The following is a 26,553-nucleotide window of genomic DNA, read 5'->3' on the forward strand; positions in this document are numbered from 1 at the left end:
AAGTCACTACGAACGGAGACATAACCCTCACCAATCCACACCTCCACCCACATCACTCATGGTCGACTACGAGTAAAGCGGCGGTTGCAGCCCACCCATCGGGCCAGCAGACTCGCCATGCCATGCGACTGCGGGCCGCGTTCGAACACGAGCGTAACAGTGCTGGCCGTCGCAACGCCTGACCAGCTAGGTTCAGTCGCCGATGATGACCTCCGCCATCGGCCAGCTACGGAACGTTGTCCTGGTTGCTCTTCTGGTGGTGTCCGCTACGAATGCGGCCGCCCACGGGCATCTCGCCCTTGATTCGGAACGAACAAGGCCAAGAACCCTCTACCTGTCGAAGGACCCCAGGCATGAAGTGCCCCAGGTCTTCGTTGCCGGCGGCAGGGTGTCCACGCTTCGGTTCACGACCGACTGCGAGCCAGGTCAGACGAAGCTACTCGGGTGGGAAGGCCGCTTCGAGCCGCTGCTCGTGGGCGGAAGGTCCGTAGTCATCGTTCCATTTCAGGATCTGGACCCGGACGACCGCTTCATGCTGCTGGTGACTCTCAAGGACGGCACGTCACTGCCTTTCACCGTCACGGCCCGTGCGGGTTACGTAGATGGGCAGGTCAACGTCTTCCCGGACCCGGAAGCACCCGAGGCGGTACTCACGGCATTGAAGGAGCAGCACGAGGAGAACGAGGCGCTTCGTGCCGAGAACCACCGCCAGCGTGAGGAAGGAATCTCGGTGGATCACGCCATCGCGGCGCTCCTGGCCAACGACAAGGTCGACCTGACCCCGTTCACGGAAGGCGAGAAGTGGGTACTGCGGAGGGAGGAAATCGAGGTCGAGATCCTCATCTTCGTTCCCAAGAAGACCCGGAGGAAGGTGGCCGAGACGAAAGCCGGTGTCGTCTTCAAGGTGACGAACAAGGATCCCTCGAGACCCTGGGCTTTGCAGGAGGCACGGCTCTCGACCCTCACCACCCAGCAATCGAAGCCCTTCGCGCTGCGCGAGACCTCACCCGTCATCGCCCCAGGTGAGACCGGCCGCATCGCCATCGTCACCGACCTGGCCACATTCGATCCCGCCAGAGATGGCGACAAACTCGCTCTGGAGCTCTTCAGGGATGGAGGGCTGCGACAGGCCTACGTCGAGCTGATTCCCGCCAATCTGCTGCGTTGACGTCAGCGCGCTGATGAACCCGCTCTGGTAGGACTCCTCCCATGTTTCTCATGAAAAAACCGTTCCTTTCCGCCCTCGGAATCTGCTGCCTCGCCCTCGGCTGCACAACATCCGGCGTCTCCCTGCGCCCGGACGGCGGCCCGGGACCGCAGAAGTGTCCGGAGAAGGCCCTGGAGGCGATGAGGATCCTGCGGCTCCGCCCAGGCGATAGCTCCACGGTGGTAATCGACGCGAACCAAAGCAGCCAGAGCCCGATCATCGTCAACGACGGTCCTGTCGAGAGCCACCTACGGGACGAAATGGGATTCCTGGATGCCGGGACCCGGATGTACGGACAGATCTGGACTGGTGGTCCGAACGTGGTCATCCGCTACTACGAGGCGCGACCACCAGACGCAGAGCCGATCCCGATCTGTGCTGTGGCCCGCCTGGGTCATGGCCAATTGAAGAAAAAGCAAGGACCTGCCCCAGGAACCGCCGAACTCGAATTCTCTATCGCGGGCATCTACATCGTAGACGGCTTCCGCTAACCCTCCTGCTGTGCCTTGCTCTCGGGGCATTGGTGGGGCGCCTCCACCCACGACAACCATGAGAGATGTATTTGATTCCAGCGCTTGCCCTTCATCCAAGACGAAGCAGAGTCGATTGGATGAGACCAACCACTTATCCTCGGCAATAAGTAACGAAGGCTGTGCCCCTGGGCCATGGTCGAAACTGAGGTACCGCGAAAGCTCTTGATGATTGTAGTAGCTGGGATTTATCAGCTTGGCGCCACTGAGCGATGAGAACGTTGCTGTGGAAGCATCATCTGGCGAAGTGAGTCAGGAAATCACGCTATTGAGATACAGGGTGATGACTTTCATGGCCATTTCAGAAGCCAAGGACGTCGTTGATGCCACCGGATACGAATCTTCAAACTTGGACGCACGAACACGTGCAAACTGACATGCACGCACATAGGCTCGCTCACTTGTCCATGGACACAATGAGCGCCATTGCGGCAACCCACTCGTAGTCGGCTACGAGCGGTGGGTGAGATCTACACCCACATCATTCATGGTCGACTACGAGTGAGGGTGGGGCAGGGCCGTCACGGAGAGCTCACGAGCTCGCCCCCGCCCGCGTCGGGGCGGCGCGGCTCGTAGAGGCTCACGCCGGAGACCTTCCACTTGTCGTACTTCGCGTTGCGGGCGAGGAAGGTCTCCAGGTCCTCGTCCACCACCCGGCCGTTGCCGTCCACACCGCGCCGGGCGTGGCGCAGCCAGGTGCGCTTGCCCTTCTGCACCACGAAGCCCAGGTGCGTCATCCGAGTGGCCTTGAGCGGCAGATCCTCGCGCAGCACCACGAGGATGGTGCCCGAGGGCACCTGGCGCGCGTGCGCCATCACCCGCTCCAGGGGAATCATGTCCAGGCTGTAGGTGCCGCGCGGCTGGCGCGTCTTGGGCAGCCCCAGCGCCAGCGAGGAGCGGGACGTCCACGTCACCGCGGTGAGCGTCTTCTGCACCTTGACGGTGTCCTCACCGCCGTAGCGCCGCGTCACGTCCACCAGGAAGCCCTTGCGCTGGTTGTTGGGCAGCCACTGGGCCTCCATCAGGTGGTTGCGATCCTCGTAGGTGGGCGTGCTCGCGTAGCGCAGGCGCTCGAGCACTCCGGCCACCTCGGGCTCGGCGGTGGCCAGGCTCATGGCCAGCGCCTGCTCCACGAAGGTGAGGCAGTCCACCGCGTCCAGCCGGAAGGTCGGATCCGGATCCACCCCGCTCCCCTCGCCCAGCGGAGAGTGGACGTAGGGCGTGCCCAGGAAGCGCTCGCTCACCCGCAGCAGCCGCTCCTTCAGCGGAAGGGCCGCGTCCCCGGTGAGGAACGAGGCGCGCTCCTGGGGGCTGAGCGAGGCCCACACCACCCGGGGCTCCTTCACGGGCTCCTTGAGCGTATTGCGCGCCAGGGGTTTCCCGGTCACGGCCGGAGCCGGCGCGGTGGCGGCGGCGGGCGTCTGGGCCAGCAGCGCCGAGACGAGGGCGAAGGCCTTCACTTCACGACCCCCGCCTTGCGCAGCAGCGCCTTGCGCTCGTCATCCGCCAGGTGGAGCGTCTCCAGCTCCTTCTCGTAGGCGAGCTTCTCCTCGCCCTTCGCGTTCCACGAGGCCAGCACCAGCCAGGACATCATCGTCTTGTCCCCTCCCTGGTAGAGCACGCGGGCCGCGCCGGCCGCGAGCGTGCGGTCCTTGTCCTCCAGCAGCGGCCGGAGCGCGGCCGAGGACTGCTTCACGGACACGCCCTCGTAGAGGGCCAGGCCCTGGCGGCGCACGTGCTTGTCCTCGGAGGCCAGCAGCTTGCGCGCGAAGGCGAAGCCCTCGGGGTCCCCCAACAGGCACAGGCCCCGGGCGGCGGCGAAGCGGGTGCTCTCCGAGCTGTCGTCGAGGAAGGTCTCGAGGCCCGGCGCCTGCTTCTTGTCACCCGCGGCCCCCACCGCCTCCAGCATCATCACGCGCGTCTGCGGATCCGCCTCCGCGCGCGCCGCGGCCAGCAGCGCCTTGCCCACCTGGGGGTTGCCGGTGGCCCCGAGCGCGCGCGCCACCTCCCGGCGCACCCCGAGCGACTTGTCCTCCAGCAGCGGCAGCATCACGTCCACGCGCCGGCTGCGCACCTTGCCCAGGCCCTGGACGGCGTACATGCGCACCGGGCCGTCCTCGTGCCCGGCCAGGTCCACCAGGGTGGGCTCGGCCGCGCGCGTCTCCAACCCGGCCAGCACGGCCGTCACGTCCCGCAGCCGCCGGGGCTCCAGCACCTGGTCGATGTTCTCGATGATCAACCCCGCCGCGAAGGCCTCCTCCCGCAGGATGCGCAGCCGGGAGATGGCGGTGGGCACGGGCAGCCTCCCGTCGAGCACGTCCTTGACGAGCGCGCGCGTCTCCCCCCGGCGCTCCTGGCGCTTCTGCACGGAGGGCGGGGTGGCCAGGACGGCCGACGAGGTGAAGGCGAGGACGAGCAGCAGGCAGGCTGGCAGGGTGCGCACGGCCGGCCACGATGACAAGGCCGGAGCGAGGCTGTCAAAACCCCGGCCGGGCCCGCTCCCTCCCTCGGGGATGTACGACTGACCGATTCTTGACCCTCCCCGAGTCGATTGATACGACCCATCTCCTAGTGTCTTCCAGCCCTTATCCCGAGGCCCCTTCCATGAAGCGACTCCTGGTCCTGGTGGCTGCGGCGGGAGCCGTCGCCGGGTGCGGTCCCCTGAGGTCCACTTCGAACCTGTTGGACGCCGAGGTGCAGATCCAGGCGGCCCGCACGGCTGGCGCCGAGAAGCTCGCCCCGTACGAGTGGACGGCCGCCAACCTCTACATCCGCAAGGCGCGCGAGGAGGTCGGCTATTCGGACTTCCAGGCCGGGGTGGACTTCGCCGAGAAGGCCGCCCGCTTCGCCACCGAGGCCCGCGCCAAGGCCATGGCCAACGCCAACGCGGAAGAAGCCGCTTCCCAAAGCCCCAACCCCTGACGCGAGAGCACCCACCCGATGCGACGTCTCATCGCCTCTTCGTTGCTGCTGCTCTGCGCCGCCTGCGTGAGCGGTAACAAGGTCCGCGCCCAGTCCGAGGTCCTCCAGGCGGATATCGAACGCGCGCGCCGCAGTGGCGCCATGCGCTGTGCCCCGGTGGAGCTCGCCACCGCCGAGGCCCACCTCGACTTCGCCCGCGGCGAGCTGAGCCAGGGCACCAGCTACCGCGCCTCCGAGCACATCCGCGTCTCCGAGGAAGCCATCAAGAAGGCGCTGGAGCTCTCCAAGGGCTGCGCCCCCGCCAAGGTCACGGTCAAGGACAAGCCGGACGCCACCACCCCCCCGCAGCAGCAGACGGGCCAGCCGCCCACCGTGGAGATCACCCCCAAGCCGTCGCAGCAGGTGGTGGTGCAGATCGAGGAGAAGGACTCCGACGGCGACGGCATCCTCGACAAGGACGACCCGTGCCCGGACCGCGCGGAGGACCGGGACGGCTTCGAGGACACGGACGGCTGCCCCGAGCCGGACAACGACCGCGACGGCGTGCTGGACGGCAACGACAAGTGCCCGCTCACGGCCGGTCCGCTCTCCAACCAGGGCTGCCCCGAGGAGGCCCCTGGCGACAGCGACAATGACGGCATCCCCGACAACCTGGACAAGTGCCGCGACCAGGCCGAGGACAAGGACGGCTTCGAGGACTCGGACGGCTGCCCCGACCCGGACAACGATCAGGACGGGCTCATCGACACCGCGGACAAGTGCCCGGATGCGGCCGGCCCCATCCAGAACGTGGGCTGCCCGCGCACCGACAAGGACGGGGACAACGTCGAGGACTCGCTGGACAAGTGCCCGGAGGAGCCCGAGGACAAGGACGGCTTCCAGGACGAGGACGGCTGCCCGGACCTGGACAACGACTCGGATGGCATCCCCGACGGCCTGGACCGCTGCCCGCTGAAGGCCGGCCCGCTGGAGAACGGCGGCTGCCCGGACGATGACAAGGACGGCGACGGCGTGGTGGACCGCATGGACGTCTGCCCGGATCAGCCCGGCCAGAAGGAGATGCGCGGCTGCCCCGACCCCGACAAGGACAGCGACGGCATCCCGGACCGGTTGGACCTGTGCCCGGATACGGCCGGCCCCGCGGAGACGCGCGGCTGCGCGGACGTGGACACGGACAAGGACGGCCTGGTGGACCGCCTGGACGTGTGCCCGAACGAGGCCGGTCCCAAGGAGATGCGCGGCTGCCCGGATCCGGACAAGGACGGCGACGGCATCCCGGACCGAGTGGACGTGTGCCCCGAGGAGCCCGGCATCAAGGAGGAGCGCGGCTGCGCCAAGAAGTACAAGATGGTCATCGTCAAGAAGGGCAAGATCGAGATCAAGAAGCAGATCAAGTTCGGTTCCGGCTCGGCGAAGATCATCGGCAAGGAGAGCTTCACCATCCTCGACGACGTGGCGCAGGTGATGCGCGACATGCCCACCATCAAGAAGCTGCGCATCGAGGGCCACACGGACTCGCTGGGCAAGGACCTGGCGAACCTGAAGATCTCGCAGGCGCGCGCGGACTCGGTGATGGCGCAGCTGCTCAAGCGGGGCATCGACCCGGGCCGGATGGAGGCCGTGGGCTTCGGTGAGGAGAAGCCCATCGACAACAACGCCACCGCCAAGGGCCGCGCCAACAACCGCCGCACCGAGTTCAACATCATCGAGCAGTAACCCCCTCCCCCACCGGGAGGGATTCAAGAGGGTGCCGCGAGCCTCCGGGCCGCGAGCACCCTCTTCCTTTTGCGGGACCGGGCTCACCGCCGATTTCAAGGATTCCCGAAAGAACGTGTTGAAATCCCAAATGCGTTCCAAATATATATGCGCCGAATCCGGGCCGGAGAGGTCCGGGTTTTCCATGGTGATTCTGGTCCGGAAGACGCCACAGCCCCGCCGGGGGGCTGATGACGGTACCGGAAGCGTGTCGTTTCCAATGTCTTAGACGACTCGAACGATGGGCCGGTGGCCCGCGGTGGGGGGATGTCGCGCACAGGCAGGTAGTGCAGTGTCCGACCACGTCTGGTGTTGACGTGGAGGGGCACGCGTGTGCCTCGCCGCGCAGTGTCTGCTCCTCCGGCCCTCTTTCATTGCATGCCTGAGCGACCCGTGCCGCACACCAGAACGCGGCAGCGGGACATGTGTGTCTTTTGAAGGGAAGAACGTGCGGCAATTCAAACATAGACAGTGGTTGGCCGTAGGACTCTGGGTGGCCCTGGCCGCCGGATGTGGCGTGGAGCTCCCGGGCAACGGAGAGGCGGGCCCCGGCGAGGTGGCCTCGGAGTCCCAGGAGCTCATTGTTGACGGGGCCGCGTGCAATGCGGGAGCCCTCGACGCCACGACGTGCTCGGGTCCGTACGAGTACCAGATGCAGTGCTACGCGTACCGGACGAACTCCTTGTACTGCGGACTGAAGGGCTATCAGCAGATGGACTGCTGGAATCAGTGCACCCTGAGCGCCCCCGTCAATGACGGGCCGTACAGCACGACGGTCAGCCCCCGGATCTATTACGTCCAGGTCTGCAGCACGCCCGTCTACGAGTGTGATTACGACCGGAAGCCGCCCTGCCAGTGGTCGGAGTCCATCTGCCAGGACGAGCCGCGGTACGACTACGCCACGCCCTGCCAGCAGTTGGCGGAGTCGGAGCGCACCAGGCTCTACCCCAACCAGCCCGGCGTCACCTACACCTACAGCGTCAGCGGCAGCACGTGCACGTACAGCTTCGGCGGGACGAGGACCTACCCGTCCGGCGTCAACAACCCCGCCTGCGGTGACGCCTACAAGTACTCCTGCGACAACCCGCAGCAGGCCATCTACTACGACTGCCGCCACTCCGCGCACGGCGCGGCGCCCCTCAGCGAGTGCGCCAACAGCACGCTGATCGGCACTGGCTGGAGCCACACCGACTCGGGGCTCACCGCCGCGCAGGCCACCACCCAGGTCCAGTCGCGCTGGACGACTGCCCTCGCCAACAAGGAGCCGGCGCCGGTCCACGTCGTGGCGCCCCGCTGCGTCACCTGTGAGGACGTGGCGAACGCATCCGACAAGCTCGCCTGCCTGAAGCGGGGGCTCCTGGAGCGCAACTGGCAGGACAGCTACGGCAACACCCACCTCGATGACACGCGGCTCAAGCTGCGCCAGCGGCTCATCCTGCTCCACGAGCTCCGGGGGCACGAGCTGACCGAGGCGCAGCGCACGGAGCTGCGCGGCCTGATGGAGTCGCAGCCAGTCTCCAACATGTGCGGCCGCAACCTGGAGAACAGCACGGAAGCCAACCCCGACTGCGACGCGCTGAAGGCCTGGTACTCGGAGCTCAACAGCTGCATCCGGCTGACGTCCTCGCATGTGCCGATGACGACCCGGCACGCCTTCTACGACTACTGCGCCGGGCTGGAGTCCACCGTCTTCAACCAGAGCTACGGCACCTGCCAGACCACGGACACCTGGCACCAGGACTACGTGGAGGGCCTCCGGACGCTGGCCGCCAGCATCGTGACCGAGCCGATCCCCGCCAACACCGGGTTCACGCAAGCGCAGATCCAGCTGCGCCTGGAGGCCATCCAGCGCTGGTACGACGCGGCCCGCGGCTACTACGGCTCCGGCCTGGCGGCCAACCCCGTCCTCTGGAGCAAGCTGGATGGGCTGATGGGGACCTTCTGGATGACGATGTACGACCAGGAGGCGCCTTTCGACTCCAATGGCCCCGCGGCCGGAGGCATCCGCACGCCCAGTGAGTTCATCCAGGAGAGCCTGGAGGTGGACCGCAAGGTGCTGAGCGCCGCCATCACCAGCATGTCCCGGACGAGCGGCACCCGCCTCGAGGAGCTGCCCCTGCTGCTGACGCTGGGCGGCGGCCTGCGCGCCCTGTCCAACCGCCTGGACGACATGGCCGTGCTGCACGACCTGGGCTGCCGCTTCCGTGACTGCAAGCCGCTCGACTCCCGCACCATGATCAGCGAGACGATGGGACTCATCGGCTCGCTGCACGACGTGTCCGCGCTGAACACCCGCGTCAGCCGCGTCACGGCCTCTGGAGTGCTGAGCGCCGGGTGGCGCAACGTCTTCTCCGGATTGAACACCCAGCATGCCCGCATCCAGGAGGCGCTGACGGCGTGGATGGGCGTGCCCACCCCCCCCGGCACGGTCGCCACGCTCTTCCTGAAGACGCCGGACGCCGTCTGGCCCTCGCTCGCCCTGGACTTCGTCCAGCTGGTGAAGGACGCGGCGCAGCGCTCCGCCAGCTACGACGCCACCGGCCGCTTCGCCACGGGCCCCGCCAACGTGCTGCACACCGGCATGCAGGACACGCAGTTCCAGACGGCACGCGGCCTGCTCACCCAGTACCGCACCGCCCTGAAGGCCTCCGTCGATGACTACAACCAGAACGAGGTGCTGTACGTGGAGCGGCTCCTCGCCCAGATGGGGAACGAGACGGAGCAGCGCAACCTCAAGGCACAGTTCGAGCAGCGCTCCCTGCAGATGGCCCAGCTCTATGAGGATCTCGCGGGCCTGAAGATCAGCTCCGCCCAGGACGAGGCCCGTTTCGGCGACTTCATGAAGACCTTCGTGGACGCCGCCCAGGCGCAGCGTGAGGGCCGGCCCGCGTACCAGCTGCTGCTGGAGGACCAGAACTACTCCCTCACCGCCGCCTCGAGCGCCCGCTACAAGGCCGTGGTGGACAACCAGCTGGTGGACGGCTTCGACATCTCCAAGCTGGCGGTGCCTGGAATCCAGCCCGTGAGGCTGAAGGCGGGCGATGTGCTGTACATCAACACCTCGGGAGCCTGGTCTCCGACCTGTGCGCTGAGCAAGGTGAATGCCTCCACCTATGGCGCCTTCCAGGGCTTCGACTTCGCGAGCGTGCCGACGACGCCCACGGGACCGGAGGGCTACCTCATCCAGCGGTCCACGAGCGGGACGACGGCCGTCAGCAACCAGGCCGTGGCCTCGGCCGAGGTGTACGGGAACGTGTCGGCCAGCGTCCGCTCGTGCGCGGGTGCGCGTGCGGACGTCACGGCCAAGAGCCCGGATCCGTTCGGCGCGGCGCCCGTCGTGGCCTCGGCCTCCGTCTACGGGATGATCGAAACGTGTCAGCAGGTCGAAGCGGGCGTGAGGTTGGGCGTGAGCGCGTCGATGAGCCAGGACACCTCCAGCCAGATGGGGATGTCGGCCAGCTTCGCCATGGGCATCCGCTCCAGGGAGGCGCCCTTCACCAACCTGCCCACCGGCAGCCTGCTGGCCGTCCTCATGGCGCCGGACGCCCCGAAGACCCCCGGCCAGATCCAGAATATCCACCTCGTGCAGTCCCCCAGCACCTCCATCGTCGCCAAGGACGAGGTGGACGTGTACCTGGTGGCCAACGAGCTGGCGACCTGCGCGAACCTCGATACGACCCGGGCGCTGTCGGTCAACCTCCGGCAGCTGCGCCCGGAGACGACGGACACGCTGGCCACGGTGGCAACGGCCGCCATGGCGGAGCTGAAGAAGCTCCGGCTGGCCGCCCAGCAGAAGCTGGCCCAGGGGCGTCTGATACCCGAGGACACCATCACCCTGCGGGATGACTTCTGGTCCAACATGAGCACCGTCCAGGGCGTCACCGTCCCGGAGCCCCTCCGGGAGCTGGTGGATCAGTGGGTGACGCGCGAGCTGGCGGAGCTGAGCCGGGCCATGGAGCGTCAGGCCATCCTGCGCCAGCTGGAGCAGCTGAAGCTGGAGCAGCGCGCCATCAACGAGGGCCTGCAGGACAGCCAGCGCAAGGCGGCCCTGCTCCAGTGGCTCCCGCGCCGCGCGCTGCAGAACATGGACGCGGAGGAGCTGCGGCTGAACGTGCGCAACGTGTCGGTGCTGCTCAATGACTACCTCTACCCCATCTTCGAGCTGCGCTACCCCGTCGTCCTGCAGTCGCTGCGCAACCAGACGGGTGTGAACGGGGCCATGGACCTCATCGACGACTTCATCCACGTGGACTTCACCACGTCCTACCCGGTGCTGGCGGACAAGCTGGCCCACGTCGCCGCGCTGGTGGAGTCGGAGACGAACCTGATGGGGCTGCAACAGAAGGGCAATCCCACCATCAGCTACCACTACCTCAGCATCCCCCGTCCCACGTGGCAGTGGGATCCGGCGCCCCAGCCGCCGCCGGCGCCCCAGCCGCCGGCGACGGTGTACCAGACCGTGACGCCCTCCGTGTCCGAGGCGGTGTGGGACCGGATCAACCGCACCTCCATCGCCACCATCCCGGTGACGCCCGTGGACTTCTTCCACGTGGATGGAGACAAGCGCCTGTGGTGCGAGAAGGACGTCCCCATCATTCGCAACATGATGGTGTTCTTCAACCTGCAGCGCTCCTCGGACGTGGAGACCGCCCGCTCGAAGATCATCGATCTGCCGCTCAGCGTGGACGGAGAGCTGGTCTTCCCGAGGGTGAGCGGACCGCAGCGCTACCGCATGGTGAACGCGGCCTGGCTCAACCAGTCCTTCGGACGGCCGCTGTACGGACGCTTCAACGAGGCTCCGGCCGTCTATACGAACTGGCGCAACACCACCACGGGCCAGCTGGCGTCGGTGGCGGACGGCCTGTCGCCGTTCACCCGCTACGACATCAACCTGCGCGCGCTCAAGAACAACAACCTGCTGCACCTGGTGACGGACATCGTGCTCATCTTCGAGGTGGAGACGCGCTCGGGGACGCCGCCGATGTTCCCGTGGATCGAGTCCTGCCAGCAGACGGCGAGCACGTCGTCCCTGATGTCCCCGGTCCAGGTGGCGCCGGAGCTCTGAGCCACCTCTCCTGAAACACCCCTCCCCCGGGCGCGTGTGCGTCCGCCCGGGGGAGGGCGCAGTCCCCACGCAATCCCTCAAATTTCCGGGTGCCAGCAGGCCGCTCGCCGTGCCGCGGCATCCCCCGTGCGGAGAGAAGAACGTGAAACAACCATCCGTCCTGGCCGGAGTACTGGCCTGGGTATGCCTGGCCCTGGCCACTCCGGCCCTGGCCTCCGGCCCCTTGGAAGACATGCTGGTGCAGCCGCCCCAGCTGTCGGCGCCTCAGCGCGGCAGCCTGGTGGGCCAGCTCGCCAGCACCGCCTTCGGCCCCGCGGACGTCAGCCGCGGCGCCTTCTCCCTGCCCTCGCCCTTCAGCGTCCCGGAAGACCGGGGCATGCTGCTGGCGCCCGTCATGCCCACCTACGCTCTGGACTCCGGCGCCTCCGAGTGGGGCGTGGGCTGGAGCAACTCGCTCTCCCTCGAGCGCTGGCGCGCCAAGGGCGACCCCGACTACCTCACCGATGACCTCTCCAGTCCCTGGGGCCGCCTGGCCCAAGGGACCGACGGCGCCTGGTACCCCCAGGGCCTGTCCACGCTGGCACGCGTCGTGGTGGACGGCTCCACCGCCACCGCCTACCTGCCCGATGGCTCCACCTGGACCTTCGGCGGCACTGCTCGCGTGAACACCCCGCGTGGCACCTATGCCTGGTACCTCACCGACGTGGTGACGGCCCTGGGCCGCCGCACCCGTCTGGAGTGGGCGCCCAACGCCTCCGGCCGCCTCTTCCTCCAGCGCGTCCGCTACGGCGGCACCGGCACCGACTTCCAGTACCGCGTCGAGCTGCAGTACCAGCCCCTCCCCATCCCCTTCGTCGACTACCGCTCCGGCGTGGGCCTGTCCCTCGACCAGCGCGTCGCCACCCTCACCGTCTTCTCCCGCGACCAGAGCACCGGCGCCGACGCCGAGCGCTGGCGCTACACCCTCACGCACGAGGGCGACGGCTTCGGCCCCGCCTTCTACCTGACGCAGGTGTCCCAGCGCTTCGCCTCCGGTGAGACGCCGCCCCCCACCCGCTACACCTACCACTCGGCCCGCCAGAAGCTGCTTCAGCCCGAGTGGTTCACCAACCCCCGCCTCGACGCCGTGCTGCAGTACTTCGGCGAGGACGCCTTCCAGCCGAACAAGGCCACCTTCCTCGACGTGGACGCCGACGGCCTGCTCGACTTCGAGCACGCCTATGACGGCACCCTGGTGCGCCAGAGCACCACCGGCTTCACCCTCGAGCCCCTGGCTCCCGCCTCCTCCGGCACCTTCTACGGCTGCCGCTCGTCGCCCTCGCACAACAACCTCCCCCGCCACCTGGCGCAGATGTTCCCCGACCAGCGCGCCTTCCAGGTGGTCTGGCTCGAGTTCAACTCCGTCTCCTCCTCCACCGACCTGGCCGTCTGCGAGCGCTCCGGCCAGTTGATTCACGGCTCGATTCTGCCCGGCCTCTGGGAGCTGGACGCCAACACGCGTCTGGTCGACTTGGACCGCGACCACCGCCCGGAGCTGCTGCGCGTGGAGGCTGGCGGCTTCGAGGTGCTGCCCAACACCACCACCGGCACCACCATCTCCTTCGGCCCGGCGCGCCAGGGCACCCTGGCCAGCGCCAGTGGTGGCTCCTACCAGCCCCTGGCCTCCTGGGTGCAGGACATGAATGGCGACAGCATGCCGGACATCGTGGTGCGCCACTCCAGCGGCCTGGCCGTGTGGTGGGGCCTGGGCCAGCTGAACTTCGAGCCCATCGCTCAGGAGTACTCGCTCATCAACCTCTCGGACAACTACGTGTCGCCCGAGGGGTACGCCTTCCACTTCATGGACGCCAACCGTGACGGCCTCACGGACGTGCTGCTGGTGGCCCAGGCCGACGTGCGCCTCTTCGTGAGCTCGGGCCTGTACTTCAAGGAGGTGGATGTCCCCTCCCTCTACTACCTGGGCTACGGCTCCACGCCCCCGGTGGTGGGTGACTTCCGCGGCAGCGGCAACACCGAGGTGGCCTACGCCTACTACGGCCTGGGCTATGGCGTGGCGCTCGAGGCTCCCGAGACGGGCCTCATGGCCACCGCCGATGACGGCCGCGGCACCCTGCTGCGCTTCACCTACGCGCGCGGTCCCGCGGGCCTCGACGTGCGCCAGCGCCCCGCCGTCCTCTCCTTCCTCACCGTGGAGTCCAGCGGCTACGACTCCGTCCAGTACGGCTACACGTACGCCCAGCCCACCCACCACTCCGTGGGCCGCTTCCTCGTGGGCTACGACACCGTGGTGCGCCAGGACGGCGTCCTCACCACCACCGAGGACTTCCTCAACGGTGACTTCTACGCCGGCCTGTCCTCGTCCTCCTCCGAGCAGGACGCACGCACGCCCGACCTGCGCACCCTGGCCTCGCGCCAGTATGACAATGCCCTCTTCCGCGGCATCCCCTGGAAGCGGGTGAAGGAGGAGTACCAGGGCTGGACCAACGGCGCGGGCACCACCACCCTGCAGGAGCGCACGGAGTACCTCGCCTACGAGGCGGACGTGTGCCCGTCCCACACGGTGCGCCACACCTCGTCCGGAACGCTCACCACCCAGCGCCGGCGTGCCGTGGTGAGCGGCCTGTCGCAGCACCTGCACTGCCTGGAGGACCGACTCATCCTCAGCGGGCGGCACTCCGACAGCTCGCTCAACTTCGACCACGAGGCGTGGCTGACGCGCAACACGGTGGGCCTGGTGGAGCGGGTGGAGAGCCTGGGCGAGGACGGCCTGCTGACGCTGCAGGAGATGCACTACCGGCCGGACTACTCGGTGGAGTCCGTCTCCCAGCCCGGCCGCGGCGGCACGCTCTTCGAGCTGGAGCCCGGCGGTACCCTGCTGCGCAAGGTGACGTCGCCGAATGGCTCGGTGCTGGAGGTGACGGCGCGGGATGCCCGCACGGACGCCATCCTCGCCCTGTCCAGCCAGCACGGCACGCAGGCCTATACCCAGTTCTTCCGCCATGACGGGCAGGAGCGCCTGCTGAAGCAGTGGGACAGCCTGGGCAATGCCACGGAGACCCATCCCTCGTTGCTGCTCGCCTACGAGTTCGCCACGGCGCTGGAGCCGGCGGCCGTGCACCTCTCCACGCTCGTGGACGCACTGTCCGGAGCGAAGCGCCGCTCGGTGGAGTGGAGCACGGCGGGCGGTGAGCAGGTGGCCAGCGCCCAGCTCATCCCCGAGGGCTGGGCGTTCGACGGTGTGACCACGCGCCACCCGGCCCTGCGCGAGACCCGGACGCACAACCGCCCCACGGAGCCGGCCAGCACCAACCTGGCGGGGCTCACCCATGCGGCGCTGCGCACGGGAATCCAGCGGGTGGGCAGCACGCGCCTCGCCGGCTTCGGCCACGCGGTGGAGTCGCTGTCCAAGCTGCATTCGGACGTGGAGCGCCAGGTGGCGACGAGCCTCGGCCTGGACGCGGGCCTGCTCCGGCGCGAGTCGCTGGAGAACGCCACGTACCGGACGCGCTTCTGGCTGAACGCCTCGGACGAGGTGCTGCGCCGCGAGCAGGCGGATGGCACCACCTACGACTTCGACCGGGACGCGCTCGGCCGCGTGCGCCGCGTGCACCTGCCGGATGGGAAGACCCACTCCGTCACGCATGACGCGCATGGCCGCGTGAAGCGCGTGGAGCGCGAGGGGCTCGCCACCCTCGTCTACGACTACGCGCCCACCACGGGCCTGCTCAGCAGCCTGCGGTACCTGTCCGCCAACGGCGTGGCCCAGCGCTCGGAGACGTGGACGTATGACGCCATTGGCCGCAAGGAGGTGGAGCTGCACACGGACCTGGTGCTCGGCACCACGCGGAGCTACCGCTTCTACTACGACGGCGCCACGCCGGACGCGCCCGCCCGGCGCACGTACCTCGGCGAGGTGTCCGCGGTGGAGGGAGAGGGCTACCTCAAGACCATGGACTACCGCGCGGACGGCAAGCTCGCCCGGTACGTGCTGCGGCTGGATGGCTGGCGCACGGTGGAGTCGGACCTCGAGTACACCGACGGTGGCGAGCTGAAGCAGGAGGCCATCTCCGTGCGTGCGGCGGATGGCACGCTGCTGTCCGTCTCCACCAAGGAGCAGCGCTGGGACACCTACGGCCGGCTGCGGGAGGTGTGGCTGAACGGAAACCCGCTGGCGACCTTCGGCTACAACGCCAACGGCCAGGCCGCCCAGGCCACCTTCATCTCGGGCGACAGCGTGCTGCTCGGGTACGATCCGCTGACGCGCAGGCGGCTGTCCCAGTCGCAGACGACGGCGGGGTGGAGCTCCTCCAACTCCTTCCGGTTCAATGCCCGGGGCTTCCTGGACGTGGAGTCGTTCGTCGTCGGCGGGAAGAACCTGCAGCGGAGCTACGGCTACTCGCCCCAGGGTTTCCTCACGAGCGCACATGACGCGGAGAACGCCTACGACTACGAGTTCGACGGCTTCGGTCTGCCCACGGCCATCGAGGAGGCGGGCGTCCGCCGCGAGCTGCTTCCCGGCAACGGCACGCTCACCGCGGGGGACGTGACGTACACCTTCGACGCGCTCGGCCGCACCCGCGCGAAGGGAGACCTGACCTTCCACTACGGGCCCAACGGCCACCTCGAGCGCGCCACGCGCGGCACCAACGAGTGGCGCTTCCTGTATGACGAGACGGGCCAGCGGCTGCTGAAGCTCTCCGGGAATACGCCGGTGGCGGCATACCTGCAGGAGGGCGCGTACCTGGACGCGAGCGGCCTGGCCGAGCCCTTCAAGTTCGCCGGGCAGCTGGTGGGCCTGGTGCAGGGGGGCGTCTTCCAGATGCTCGCCGCCGACGCGCGCGGCACCGTCATGGCGGACCTGGACGGGACGGCGCGGCTGGCCTCGCCGTTCGGCAACCGGACGGTGCGCCCGGACAGCTCGGCGGTGGTGGACTACGTGCAGAAGGGCTTCGACGCGGACCTGGGCCTCATCCGCATGGGCGTGCGCGACTACGACCCGGAGCTCAACCGCTTCCTCACTCCGGATCCCCTGTTCCTCGCGGAGCCGGAGCGCTGCGTGGACAGCCCGGTGGAGTGCAACCTGTATGGCTATGCGGGCGGCAACCCGGTGGCCTACGTGGACCCGACGGGCAAGGCGCTCGAGTCGGTGTGGGACGCGGCGAGCCTCGCCATGGGCGTGGCCAGCATCGCCTCATGGGACAAGAACACCTCCACGCTGGAGAAGGCGCTCGACGTCGTCGGTGTCGTCGCGGACGCCGCCGCCCTGGCGGTGCCTTTCGTCCCGGGTGGAGCGGGGGCCGCCCTCAAGGCCTACCGCGTCGGTGACAAGGTGGTGGACGCCGTCAAGACCACCGACAAGGCCGCGGATGCGCTGAAGGTCGCCAACCGGGTGGAGGACACCGGGAAGATGGCGAGCAAGGCGGACGACGTGGCGGATGGGGTCAAGTCCGCCCTCAAGAAGGGGTGCGAGGGCAAGAGCTGCGGCATCCCCGGACAGTGCTTCGTCGCCGGGACGCAGGTGCTGACGAAGCAAGGGCCCAAGCCCATTGAAGAGGTGCGGCCGGGAGACTTCGTCTGGTCTCGCAGCGATGAGACGGGCGCGACGGACTGGCGGCCGGTGGTGCGGACCTTCGTCACGCCCAATCAGCCCGTGCTGAAGCTGGAGTTGGTTGAAGAGGCGTCCGGACAGAAGAGCGAGCTCGGCGTCACGGGCGAGCACCCGTTCTGGGTGAAGGACCTGGGCTGGGTGGGAGCCGGAGCGCTCCAGCCGGGCCAGCGGGTGGCCAGTGCGCACGGCGGCTGGCTCAAGGTGGGAACCTCCACCTGGGAGCAGACGCGGACCACCGTCTTCAACTTCGAGGTGGCGGAGTACCACACGTACTTCGCGGGAGACCTGGGCGCGTGGGTGCACAACGATTGCGATCTACCGCTCCTGCCTGCGGGAGACCCACCGAAGCCTCGAGGCCGGGAGAACCCCATCGGAGAGCAGGGACCCTTCCGGGTGACGCCAGAGGGGCAGGCGGCTCCTCCCATCGACAAGTTCAACCCGGGTTCCCTGGAACGGGGCCACCCCGGCAACCACGGCAAGATGAACTACGGCGTCAAAGATCCCGCTACGGGCAAGTTCCGCGAGACGGTCGCTGTCCATCCCAAGGAGCCCGGCAAGGGCTCCAAGACACATGGTGGACAGGATCACTATCATCTCAACCGGGACAAGGAGCCCACCTACGCCCCTCCGAGGGAGTGAGCAAACCCATGAGCGAGCGCCTTGAACGAGCTGTGGACTGGGAACGGAGCCAGCAGGTGTTGGACGCCTTCGGAGGATTCCACGACTGCTTCATCCTCGACGTGCGCATCTCGTTCCAGGCGCAGAGCTTGACGCTCTGGATCGACGACCTCTATTCCGCTCTCGACGAGAGGCCTCGGCGCGAGCCAGTCCCCGGCATTCTGTGTTTCACGGGGATTGAAAAGCTGGTCTCGCATCTCGCTTTCGTTGGGGGAGAAGTCCGGCTCAATGGGCTCGAACTGCGCGAGAAGGGCGCGCTGTTGGAGTTCGAGCTCGATGTGACGATGACCGAGTGGATTGCTGGTCCTGATTTCGCCGGCGTCGGGATGAAGGTGTCGTGCCGGGAATTCTCCGTGGAGCAAATCGCGGCTGAGTAGCAAGCATCGCGGCCGTCCCAGCGTCCGGGGCGGCCGCGGAAAGGGCGAGCCCTCGAGCCCACCCACCTCGAGTCAGCGCGCGCCGTCCCCCGAGGTCTGCACGGGCGGTGCGAGGGGCTTCGGCGCATCGGCCAGCTTGCGCATCACCCGCTCGACGTGCTGCTGATAGGCGGGGTGCACCTTGTTGGCCTGGATGCCGAGCGTGAGCGCGCGCCGGTAGCTCTCGAGCGCCGCATCCAACTGGCCCGCGGCCTCCAGCGCCTCGCCCAGGCTGTCATGCACGTTGGCCGAGTCCCCGTGCCGCTCCACGTTGCGCCGGAAGACGGCGAGGGCCGCCTCCACCTTCCCACGCTGCAGCAGGGAGTACCCCACGACGTTGAGCAGATCCTCGGAGGGTTGGAGCTCGAAGCCGAGCCGCTTCGTCAGCCGGGCGTAGCGTGCATCCAGCTGCGCCAGGTCTTCCGTACGCGCCAGCACCTGGGGCCGCAGGTCCTCGAAGAGGGCCTCCAACCCATCGTAGAGCGTCCGGTGGGGCGTGCTGCCGTGGTGGTCGTTCCCGAGGTAGGCGTAGCGCCACGCCAGCCGCGCCGGCCTGGCCTGCTCCAGCGTCGCCGCGAGCTGCTGGATGGGCTTGAGCATCTCATCCCCCTCGTCGCCCATGGACATGTAGAGGAAGCGCTCCTGCTCGGGCAGGCGCTCGAGGGACTTCAGCGCGCCGGCCACCAGCTCGCCGTCGTTCCACCAGAGGCTCGGGCTGATGGCGATGTACGCATGGAAGCTCTGGGGGCGGTTCATCAGGGCATGCACGGCGAAGAGCCCGCCGAACGAGTGGCCCACGAGGATGCGGTACGGCTGCGTGCGGTAGTGCGCCTCGATGTACGGGGCCAGCTCTTCCTCCAGGAAGCGCAGGAAACGGTCCGCGCCACCAGCGGTGGGGAGCGACCGCGCGACGCTCCGGGACGAGGTGTCCCCGGGCATCACGGTGTCCCCGTGCACCGGAGGGGTGAGCTCCCGCGTGCGATTCGTGTTCGGCACGCCCACCACGATCATCGGAAGGATGTGCGAGTTCCCCGCGAGGAACTGCACGACGCCGGTGGCGTGATGGAAGTGCGCATCACCATCCAGGAGATAGAGGACGGGGTAGCGCTCCGAGGACTCCGCGTAGCCGGGGGGCAGGTAGAGGCTGAAGCCGCGCTCCTCCTCGAGGATGGCGGAGCGCAGGCGGTGCTTCGCCCCGAGATAGATGGGCTGTCCCTCGGGCGGCGGAGCGGAGACCCCGCGCGAGGACACGGACTGGCAGGAGGCGAGCAGGAGCACGGCCCCCAACAGGAAGAGGCGTCGGAACATGGGCCAACGCTAGCACCGCTCGCGCCCTCCCCTCCCCGGCCGAGCCCCCTCAGGCCCAGAGCTCCTGCTCGAGCGAAGCCACCAGGGAGGCGGCGATCTCCGGCGTGGGAATGCCGGCCTCGGTGACGAGCGCGGCGTCCAGCGGCAGGGCCACCTCCTCGCGCAGCGTCGCCACGGCCTCACGCTGGGCCTCGCGCAGGGCGGCGCGCTCGGCGGCGGGCAGTTGCTCGCGCGCCCAGCGGTCGATGGCCCAGGACAGCTCGGCATGGCGCGTCTCGTCCTCGGCGATGCGCGTCATGGCCTCCCGCACCTCCGCGTCCCGCGCGTGCAGCGCCTGGTGGTGCCCCACCAGCGCCCCGTACGTCTCGCGCACGCAGCCCTCCACCGCGTTGTCCAACGCCACCTCGAAGAGCGAGCGCGGGGGCAACTCCGCCACCTCGGGCCGCTGGGGTGTCGCGCCGAAGCGGCGGGCGAGCCGCGTGCTGACGTCCGTGTGCATCACCTCATCCAGCGCGCTCGCGAGCGCCGCGTCCCGCAGCGCGACCTCCGCGCCATGCAGGGCGAGCTCCTCGCGCAGCCGGAGGAAGGCCTTGATGGAGGCGGCCTCCAGGTGCGCGGCCGACGCGAAGTGACGGCCCAGCGCGTCCACGCAAGCAACGCCGTCCGAGGCGCGCAGCCCCACGGGCCTCCGGCCGATGACGCAGTTCGGGTCGCCCCGCTGGAGGATGTGGCTGCTCACCTCCCTCACCTCGCCCGAGGCGGACACCTCCAGGACGAACTGCGTCACCGCCGTATCGCGCCCGCAGGTGTGGCCACGGGTGCCGATGACGTTGAAGCCGCCCTTCCCGTTCATCCGGACTCCGCCCTGCGCCAGGTCGCCGCAGGCCAGGTTGTAGTTGGACGCGAAGGCGAGCAGCGCGGCCTCCTGCGCCGTGTCGATGGGGCCCAGGAAGCCCTTGAGCGCCTCCAGTGTCGTGTGGGCCGTCACCTCGTCGCCCCGCGTCGTCGCGACGTAGTACGCGTTGCACAGGTCCAGGCAGGAGGTGCGGAAGCCGCTGCGCGAGGAGAGGTTGCTCAGGGCCGACTCGCACGCCGCCGGGTCGGAAGCCGTCGCGCAGGCCGTCCCCGAGGAGTTGAGCCGCGCCTCGCCGAAGTAGTCCCCACCCGGGTTCCAGCCAATGGAGCGCAGTTGCACGAAGTCCGTGGGGGCCGCGGGAGACAGGCCGCTCATCGCGAGGGACCCGTTCTCACAGGCGGGCGCGGAGTAGCCCGTCAGGTCCGCGCCACAGCCGGCGAGCACCAGCGGAGAGGCGAGCGAGGCGCGCAGGGCACGCGAGAACAGGTGGCGCAGCAGGGGCGAGTCCATGGATGGCTCCGGTGGGAATGAGGTGCGGCTCCCTGGAGCAACGGGGATGCCACGCCGCCCCTTCCCTCTCTCCGGAGCGCCGCGGCGCCCTGCTGGGCTCAGAAAGGCGCCGTCCCGGGCTCAGAAACCTGAGGCCCGCGTCATCCGTCCTTCAGCAGCTCGTGGAGGACCTCGGTGGCGTAGGAGCCCTTGGGCAGCTCGAAGGTGAGCACCAGGTCCTCCCCGTCCACCTCCAGCGAGGGGTTGCCGAGCCGCACCCGGTAGGGCCTGCGCCCGCCCTGGGTCTCGTCGCCACCGCGCCGGAAGTCGTCCAACGTGACGCCCTCGTCCGCGAGCAGCTTCGCCTCGGCCTCGGCCACGGCGTGGGCGGCGGCGGTCATCTTCGGCCCGAAGAGGGGCCCGGCGGGGCTCACCTCGAAGGCGGCGGCGCGAGGCCCATCCACCTCGGGCGCCTCGCAGACGAAGAGGCCACCGGAGTCCTCCTTGCGCAGCACGTCCCCCAGCAACGCCGTGTCGAAGGTGCCCGCGCGCAGCCGGTCCACGAGGGCCCGGTTGAAGAGGCGCGACTGGAAGGCCGAGAGGTACAGCTTGCGCTGGAACTTGTCCGGGCGGCGCGGCAGCCGCTGGCCCAGCACCAGCAGGCGGCCGAAATCCGCGTTGTCGCCCTCGCGGCCGAAGCGCTGGTCTCCGAAGTAGTTGGGCACGCCCCGGGCACCCAGCCGGGTGAAGCTCTCGCGCGCCGCGCCCACGTCCTTCACGCCGCGCAGGCGCAGCCGGAAGCGGTTTCCCTTGAGGTGTCCGGTGCGCAGCTTGTTGCCATGGCGCCGGCTCCACAGGACGCTCACACCCTCCAGGGAGAACTCCGGCAGACGCGCCTCGGCCCGGGCGGGCACGGAGAGGAGCTGCCGGGTGATGGCCTGACGGTCCTTCATCCCCGCCACGCCCACGTCGCCCTCGTCCACGCCGAGCGCGGAGGCCAGGGCCTTCACCACCTCGCGGGTGTCCCGGCCGCGCTTCTCCAGCCAGAGGTAGAGGTGCTCCCCCTCCCCCGAGGGCTGGTAGGCGGGCAGCTCCTCCACCTCGAAGTCCTCGGGGACGAGCTTGAAGGCGCCACCGCACCCCGGCACGTCCTCCGTCAGCCGGGGCCTCTCGGTGCCCATGTCAGGAGCCGCCCAGCGTGGCGAGCATGTCCTTCACGCGCCGGGCGAGGTCCTCGTCCGCGCGCGACTCGAGCAGCTCTCCCGCCTGGAAGAGGAGGAAGAACATCACGTCGCTGAGCGCCTGCCGGAAGGAGACGAGCGGCTCCGAGCCCAGCGAGCCGCGGTACTGCTCGTAGGCGGTCACCAGCTTGAGGTCCGGCAGGCTGCCGTCGGGCGCGAAGGCCAGCCCCGCCAGCACCGGCGAGGAGGACAGCGCCTGTCCCGAGAGCGCGGCGTTGGCCGAGGCGATGAATTCGCGCGCCAGGCCCTGCTTGGACACCTCGGCGGCGATCTCCCGGAAGATGCGGTTGAAGACACGCACCACCTCGCGCACGTCCAGCACGGGGGCCGGCTGGGGCGGCTGGGTGATGGCGCGCAGGCCCGACTGCGAGTGCCGCACCGTGGGGATGCCGGTGGAGGACGGGCGCACCACGGGAATGCCCATGAAGGCCTTGGGGCGCACCGCGGGGATGCCGGACAGCGACTGCATGGAGCCGCCCAGCGGCTTGTCGGACAGCTGCACGAAGCCGCCCTCGAGCAGGCCGTAGACGACCTTGGTGACGTCGAACTCGGACAGGCGGGCGCCCTGCCCCAGGTCCAGCACCGTGCGGCGGCCATCCACCAGCGCGAGCACCTTGTCCTCGTCCGGCTCCAGCCGGGCGTTGGCCATGCCCTTGCGCAGCACGTACAGGCGGCTGTGGGGGATGCGTTTGCGGAAGTGCGCCAGCTCGTCGATCTTCCGGATGCTGTCCATCAGCAGGCTCTGCGTGGACAGCTGGATGTTGTGGCCGAGCTTGTCCTCCACCGGCTGGTCCACCAGGAAGAAGCTGCCCTCCCGGCACAGGACGATGGCGTGGAAGATCTCACTCACCTGGTGGGTGACGCACTTGAACAGGTCGTGCGCCTGGAGCAGGCCCCGCTCCACCAGGGCGCGGCCGATCTTGGAGGGCGGATGCTCGCGCAGCACCGTCTCCAGCTGGGTGCGCTCCAGGTAGCCTAGACGGACGAGCACCTCGCCGAGCCGGTCCGCGGCCACGTCCGAGGTGGCGCCGCGCACCTCGCCCTCGCGGAGGATGACGGAGCGCTCGCCGCCGGGGGCCTGCACGCGCACGACGCCGCTCCAGCGCGCCTGGCTCAGGAAGGCGATGAGGTCCGACAGGGGGAAGCCGGAGGCATCTCCGGAGAGCACCACGCGGGGGGTGGGCAGGGAGCCCCCCTCGGCCGGCGAGCGCGAGAAGACGAGCAGGTCCGGCGAGGTGGGCTGCAGCACGTACGAGCCCGTACGGCCCGCCAGCGCCGGCTGCTGTGGCGGTTGGGTCCCCTGGCGCTCGTCGGGGACGAGCTGGGTGCCATCGATGCGGAAGCGCTGGCTCATGTCACCGTCAGTCGGCGGCCCACGCGTTGTTGTTCGCGCGCCACTCGAGCTCGTCTTCGAGGCTGTGGGTGAGGGCTTCTTCGTTCACGCCCATCTGCGTGTCGTAGACGCGGCCGTTGAAGAAGAGGCTGGGCGTGCCGCGGATGCCGGCCCTGTTGCCCAGTTCCTTGTACTTCTCCAGCTCCTGGGCGTAGGTGCCGGCCTGCAGGGCCTTCTGGAGGTCCGCGCCCTTGAGGCCCAGCTTGTTGGCGATGGCCACGATGTTGGCCGTCGACAGGTTGCGCGCGTTCTCGAAGAGCGCGTCGTGCATCTCCCAGTACTTGCCCTGGTCGCGCGCCCAGAGCACCGCCTGGCCAGCGGGCACCGCGTTGGCGTGCATGGGCAGCGGGAAGGGCACGTTGCAGAAGCGCAGCCGGCTGGCGTTCTTCTTCGCGAAGGCCTCGAGCACCGGGCGGGCCGTGCCGCAGTAGGGGCACTCGAAGTCGGAGAACTCCACCAGCGACACCTGCGCCTTGGGGTCTCCCATGCACATGCGCGGGTCCACCTCGAGCTTCTGCCGGGTGGCGCGGAAGCCGGAGTAGTACTCGGAGAGGGCGACGATGGTCTCCGTGGCCGGCACTCCGGCGGCGGCCTGCCGGGCGGCGAGCCGGGCCATGCGCTTGGCGTGCTGGCAGGTGGTATGGCCCTTGAGGCACTGGCCCAGGGTGTGGGGGCAGCCGCAGTAGCAGAACTCGTCCGAGAAGACGGTGGACAGCTCGCGCTGGGCGGAGGGCGGCAGGGCGGAGAAGTCCATGCCGGGGATGCCGGAGAGGCTCGAGCCCCCCGAGGCGGGAGCGGCTGCCTGGGGGGGCGGAGCCGCGGGAGCCGGGGTGGACGGCTTGGGCGCGGTGGGCTGGGCGGGCTGGGCCGCCTCGGAGTTCTTGGTACAGGCCGAGAGGGCCGTCAGCGCCAGGGTGAGCGCCAGGAGGACGCGGTTGCGACGGTCGGGGAGCACGAGCCGGTCTTAGCGATGCGCGCGGGGCTTGTAAAGCGACCCCGGCTCTGACAGGGAGGACGCCGCCTATGCCCAGAATCCTCCTGCTGCACACCGGCGGCACGCTGGGGATGGCCGGAGGCCGGCCGTCCGCGCTGCGCCCCGCGGCCTTCTTCAAGACGCTCAAGTCCCGCTGCCCCGAGCTCTTCCGGCTCGCCGACATCGAGCTGGAGCTCTTCTCCAACCTGGACAGCTCGGAGATGCAGCCGGAGCTGTGGAGCCGCCTGGCCGCCCACCTGCACCAGCGGCTGCCGGACTTCGACGGCGCCGTGGTGACGCACGGCACCGACACCCTTGCCTACACCGCCAGCGCTCTCTCCTTCATGCTCCCCGGGCTGCCCAAGCCGGTGGTGATGACGGGCTCGCAGCGGCCCCTGGGGGAGATCCGCTCGGACGCCCGGCTCAACCTCATTGACGCGGTGCTCTCCGCCCTCCAGGGCCCCCCCGAGGTGAGCATCTGCTTCGACTCCCACCTCTACCGGGGCAACCGCACCCGCAAGGTGAAGGTGTCCGAGTACGACGCCTTCGAGAGCCCCAACTGCCCCCTGCTGGGCACGCTGGGAGTGGACGCCACCTTCGCTCCGGGTCTGCGTCAGAAGGGCCCCTTCCGCCTGCGCGAGAAGCTGGAGCCCCGCGTCTTCCTGCTCAAGGTGTTTCCGGGCCTGGACCCCGCCCTGCCCCTGGCCCTGCTGCCCCACCTGCGCGGTCTGGTGCTGGAGGCCTATGGCGCGGGTAACTACCCGAGCGATCCATCGCTGGGCCGTTCCCTGCTGCCGCTCTTCCGGGAGGCCCGGAAGCGGGACGTGCCGGTGGTGGTGGTGAGCCAGGCCTTCCGCAACGGGGTGGACCTGACGCTCTACGAGTCCGGGGCGGCGGCCCTCCAGGAGGGGGCGCTGAGCGGGGGGGACATGACGCCCTCGGCGGCGCTGGTGAAGCTGATGCAGGGGCTCTCCTACTACCGGGACAGGGAGTCGCTCGCCCGCTTCATCCAGACCCCAATTGTCGGGGAGATGACCGAGCGGCCGCCCGCCGTGGCGGAGTTGCCGGTCAAAAAGTCGAGGAGCGCCCGTTAGGAGCCGACCATCCCAGGGCGTCCGTCCCGGGGTCTGCTTGCTGCTAACAATCCTCGACCCATAAGATGGGGGTCACGATGTCCGACGAGAAGACCGCCGTCCATTCGATTTCGGACCTGCTGGGGGACGCCCCTCAGCAGCAGAGCGCGTATCTCATCGTCATCAGCGCGAAATCCGCGGCCGGAATCGGCCGGATGTTCAAGCTGGACAAGTCCGAGACGGTGCTCGGCCGCAGCGTGGAGGCGCAGTTCCAGGTCGAGGACGATGGCATCTCGCGCAAGCACGCGAAGGTGGTGTCGCTCGGCGAGGGCCGCTTCCAGCTGGTGGACCTGGGCAGCACCAACGGCACGTTCCTCAACGGCCTGAAGGTGAGCGCCGCGCCGCTCTATGACGGCGACAAGATTCAAATCGGCTCCAACACGGTGCTGAAGTTCTCCATCCAGGATCAGTTGGAGGAGGCCTACCAGCGCAGCATCTACGAGTCGGCCACGCGCGACGGTCTGACGCGGCTGTACAACAAGAAGTACTTCATGGAGACGCTGCGCAAGGAGTTCGCGTACTGCCTGCGCCACCGGGTGGCCCTGTCCCTGGTGATGTTCGACGTGGACTACTTCAAGAAGATCAACGACGTGTACGGGCACCCGGCGGGTGACTACGTGCTGACGCGGATCGCCCAGCGGGTGAGCGACACCATCCGCACCGAGGACGTCATCGCGCGCTATGGCGGCGAGGAGTTCGCCCTGATGTTGCGCGAGTCGGCCGAGGACCAGGCGCTCGCGTGTGCCGAGCGCTGCCGCGTGGCGGTGGACCGCACGGACTTCATCTTCAGCGGGACGCCCATCAAGGTGAGCATCAGCCTGGGCGTGGCCACACTGCACGACACGGACTTCGCGCAGGCGGAGGACTTGATCGCCGCGGCGGACAAGTATCTCTACCGGGCCAAGCGCGCGGGCCGGAACCGGGTGGACGGCAAGGCCATCAGCGGCCCGTAGCCATCCACCCCTCCCTCCCCTGTCCT

At 68.8% G+C, this 26,553-nt stretch carries 16 protein-coding genes; 9 read left to right on the top strand and 7 right to left on the bottom strand.

What is annotated here, in order from left to right:
* The first annotated feature begins 202 nt into the window (after positions 1–202).
* The gene (locus VFZ09_RS27845; RefSeq protein WP_329730714.1) at positions 203–1,168 is read left to right on the top strand and encodes a DUF2381 family protein; all 966 of its coding nucleotides are present in this window, start codon (positions 203–205) and stop codon (positions 1,166–1,168) included.
* A 41-nt stretch (positions 1,169–1,209) separates the two neighbouring features.
* A complete protein-coding gene (locus tag VFZ09_RS27850) occupies positions 1,210–1,698 on the top strand; it encodes a serine/threonine protein kinase (protein ID WP_329730715.1) in 489 nt (162 codons plus the stop codon).
* A gap of 560 nt (positions 1,699–2,258) precedes the next feature.
* Here VFZ09_RS27850 and VFZ09_RS27855 read toward each other — a convergent pair.
* Complete coding sequence (locus tag VFZ09_RS27855; protein WP_329730716.1) at positions 2,259–3,197, bottom strand: N-acetylmuramoyl-L-alanine amidase-like domain-containing protein; 939 nt, start codon at positions 3,195–3,197, stop codon at positions 2,259–2,261.
* Positions 3,194–4,180, bottom strand: coding sequence for a HEAT repeat domain-containing protein (locus tag VFZ09_RS27860; RefSeq protein ID WP_329730717.1), 987 nt, complete (start codon positions 4,178–4,180; stop codon positions 3,194–3,196). The genes VFZ09_RS27855 and VFZ09_RS27860 overlap by 4 nt, the downstream gene beginning before the upstream one ends.
* Positions 4,181–4,341: 161 nt before the next feature.
* On the opposite strand from VFZ09_RS27860, the gene VFZ09_RS27865 reads away from it, so the two are divergent.
* The 5 genes from VFZ09_RS27865 (at position 4,342) to VFZ09_RS27885 (ending at position 18,142) form a co-directional block, all read left to right on the top strand.
* Positions 4,342–4,659, top strand: a complete 318-nt coding sequence (locus tag VFZ09_RS27865) for a DUF4398 domain-containing protein (protein ID WP_329730718.1) — start codon at positions 4,342–4,344, stop codon at positions 4,657–4,659.
* Between the two features lie 18 nt (positions 4,660–4,677).
* Entirely contained in the window at positions 4,678–6,375 is a 1,698-nt protein-coding gene (locus tag VFZ09_RS27870; RefSeq protein ID WP_329730719.1) for an OmpA family protein, read from the top strand.
* A gap of 532 nt (positions 6,376–6,907) precedes the next feature.
* Positions 6,908–11,479 carry a hypothetical protein gene (locus VFZ09_RS27875; RefSeq protein WP_329730720.1) on the top strand — a complete coding sequence of 1,524 codons (4,572 nt, stop codon included), beginning with the start codon at positions 6,908–6,910 and terminating at the stop codon, positions 11,477–11,479.
* A gap of 142 nt (positions 11,480–11,621) precedes the next feature.
* Entirely contained in the window at positions 11,622–17,726 is a 6,105-nt protein-coding gene (locus VFZ09_RS27880; RefSeq protein WP_329730721.1) for a polymorphic toxin-type HINT domain-containing protein, read from the top strand.
* Between the two features lie 8 nt (positions 17,727–17,734).
* A complete protein-coding gene (locus VFZ09_RS27885; RefSeq protein ID WP_329730722.1) occupies positions 17,735–18,142 on the top strand; it encodes a hypothetical protein in 408 nt (135 codons plus the stop codon).
* Between the two features lie 72 nt (positions 18,143–18,214).
* Here VFZ09_RS27885 and VFZ09_RS27890 read toward each other — a convergent pair whose 3' ends face one another.
* The 5 genes from VFZ09_RS27890 to VFZ09_RS27910 all read right to left on the bottom strand — a co-directional run bounded on the left by VFZ09_RS27890 (position 18,215) and on the right by VFZ09_RS27910 (position 24,423).
* Positions 18,215–19,489 carry an alpha/beta fold hydrolase gene (locus VFZ09_RS27890; RefSeq protein WP_329730723.1) on the bottom strand — a complete coding sequence of 425 codons (1,275 nt, stop codon included), beginning with the start codon at positions 19,487–19,489 and terminating at the stop codon, positions 18,215–18,217.
* A gap of 49 nt (positions 19,490–19,538) precedes the next feature.
* Complete coding sequence (locus tag VFZ09_RS27895; RefSeq protein WP_329730724.1) at positions 19,539–20,855, bottom strand: ferritin-like domain-containing protein; 1,317 nt, start codon at positions 20,853–20,855, stop codon at positions 19,539–19,541.
* A 140-nt stretch (positions 20,856–20,995) separates the two neighbouring features.
* Positions 20,996–22,015, bottom strand: coding sequence for a tRNA pseudouridine(13) synthase TruD (gene truD / locus VFZ09_RS27900; protein WP_329730725.1), 1,020 nt, complete (start codon positions 22,013–22,015; stop codon positions 20,996–20,998).
* 1 nt (position 22,016) lies between these two features.
* On the bottom strand, positions 22,017–23,429 hold the full coding sequence (locus VFZ09_RS27905; protein WP_329730726.1) for a DUF4388 domain-containing protein: 1,413 nt from the start codon (positions 23,427–23,429) through the stop codon (positions 22,017–22,019).
* Positions 23,430–23,436: 7 nt separating this feature from the next.
* The gene (locus tag VFZ09_RS27910; protein ID WP_329730727.1) at positions 23,437–24,423 is read right to left on the bottom strand and encodes a DsbA family protein; all 987 of its coding nucleotides are present in this window, start codon (positions 24,421–24,423) and stop codon (positions 23,437–23,439) included.
* A 68-nt stretch (positions 24,424–24,491) separates the two neighbouring features.
* Between VFZ09_RS27910 and VFZ09_RS27915 the strand changes: the two genes are divergently transcribed.
* Together VFZ09_RS27915 and VFZ09_RS27920 are read left to right on the top strand one after the other, a co-directional pair.
* Positions 24,492–25,535: an asparaginase gene (locus VFZ09_RS27915; RefSeq protein ID WP_329730728.1), complete on the top strand. Its 1,044-nt coding sequence runs from the start codon at positions 24,492–24,494 to the stop codon at positions 25,533–25,535.
* 77 nt (positions 25,536–25,612) lie between these two features.
* Entirely contained in the window at positions 25,613–26,527 is a 915-nt protein-coding gene (locus tag VFZ09_RS27920) for a GGDEF domain-containing protein (RefSeq protein WP_329730729.1), read from the top strand.
* The last annotated feature ends 26 nt before the right edge of the window (positions 26,528–26,553 follow it).

This window comes from Archangium sp. (assembly GCF_036277355.1).
Classification (GTDB): Bacteria; Myxococcota; Myxococcia; order Myxococcales; family Myxococcaceae; genus Archangium.

What these genes read in the sequence shown, in the direction of transcription:
- VFZ09_RS27850 (WP_329730715.1), top strand. Translation starts at nt 1,210, where the DNA reads ATGTTTCTCATGAAAAAACCGTTCCTTTCCGCCCTCGGAATCTGCTGC.
- truD (WP_329730725.1), bottom strand. Translation starts at nt 22,015, where the DNA reads ATGGGCACCGAGAGGCCCCGGCTGACGGAGGACGTGCCGGGGTGCGGT.
- VFZ09_RS27870 (WP_329730719.1), top strand. Translation starts at nt 4,678, where the DNA reads ATGCGACGTCTCATCGCCTCTTCGTTGCTGCTGCTCTGCGCCGCCTGC.
- VFZ09_RS27920 (WP_329730729.1), top strand. Translation starts at nt 25,613, where the DNA reads ATGTCCGACGAGAAGACCGCCGTCCATTCGATTTCGGACCTGCTGGGG.
- VFZ09_RS27845 (WP_329730714.1), top strand. Translation starts at nt 203, where the DNA reads ATGATGACCTCCGCCATCGGCCAGCTACGGAACGTTGTCCTGGTTGCT.
- VFZ09_RS27915 (WP_329730728.1), top strand. Translation starts at nt 24,492, where the DNA reads ATGCCCAGAATCCTCCTGCTGCACACCGGCGGCACGCTGGGGATGGCC.
- VFZ09_RS27890 (WP_329730723.1), bottom strand. Translation starts at nt 19,489, where the DNA reads ATGTTCCGACGCCTCTTCCTGTTGGGGGCCGTGCTCCTGCTCGCCTCC.
- VFZ09_RS27905 (WP_329730726.1), bottom strand. Translation starts at nt 23,429, where the DNA reads ATGAGCCAGCGCTTCCGCATCGATGGCACCCAGCTCGTCCCCGACGAG.
- VFZ09_RS27885 (WP_329730722.1), top strand. Translation starts at nt 17,735, where the DNA reads ATGAGCGAGCGCCTTGAACGAGCTGTGGACTGGGAACGGAGCCAGCAG.
- VFZ09_RS27865 (WP_329730718.1), top strand. Translation starts at nt 4,342, where the DNA reads ATGAAGCGACTCCTGGTCCTGGTGGCTGCGGCGGGAGCCGTCGCCGGG.
- VFZ09_RS27895 (WP_329730724.1), bottom strand. Translation starts at nt 20,855, where the DNA reads ATGGACTCGCCCCTGCTGCGCCACCTGTTCTCGCGTGCCCTGCGCGCC.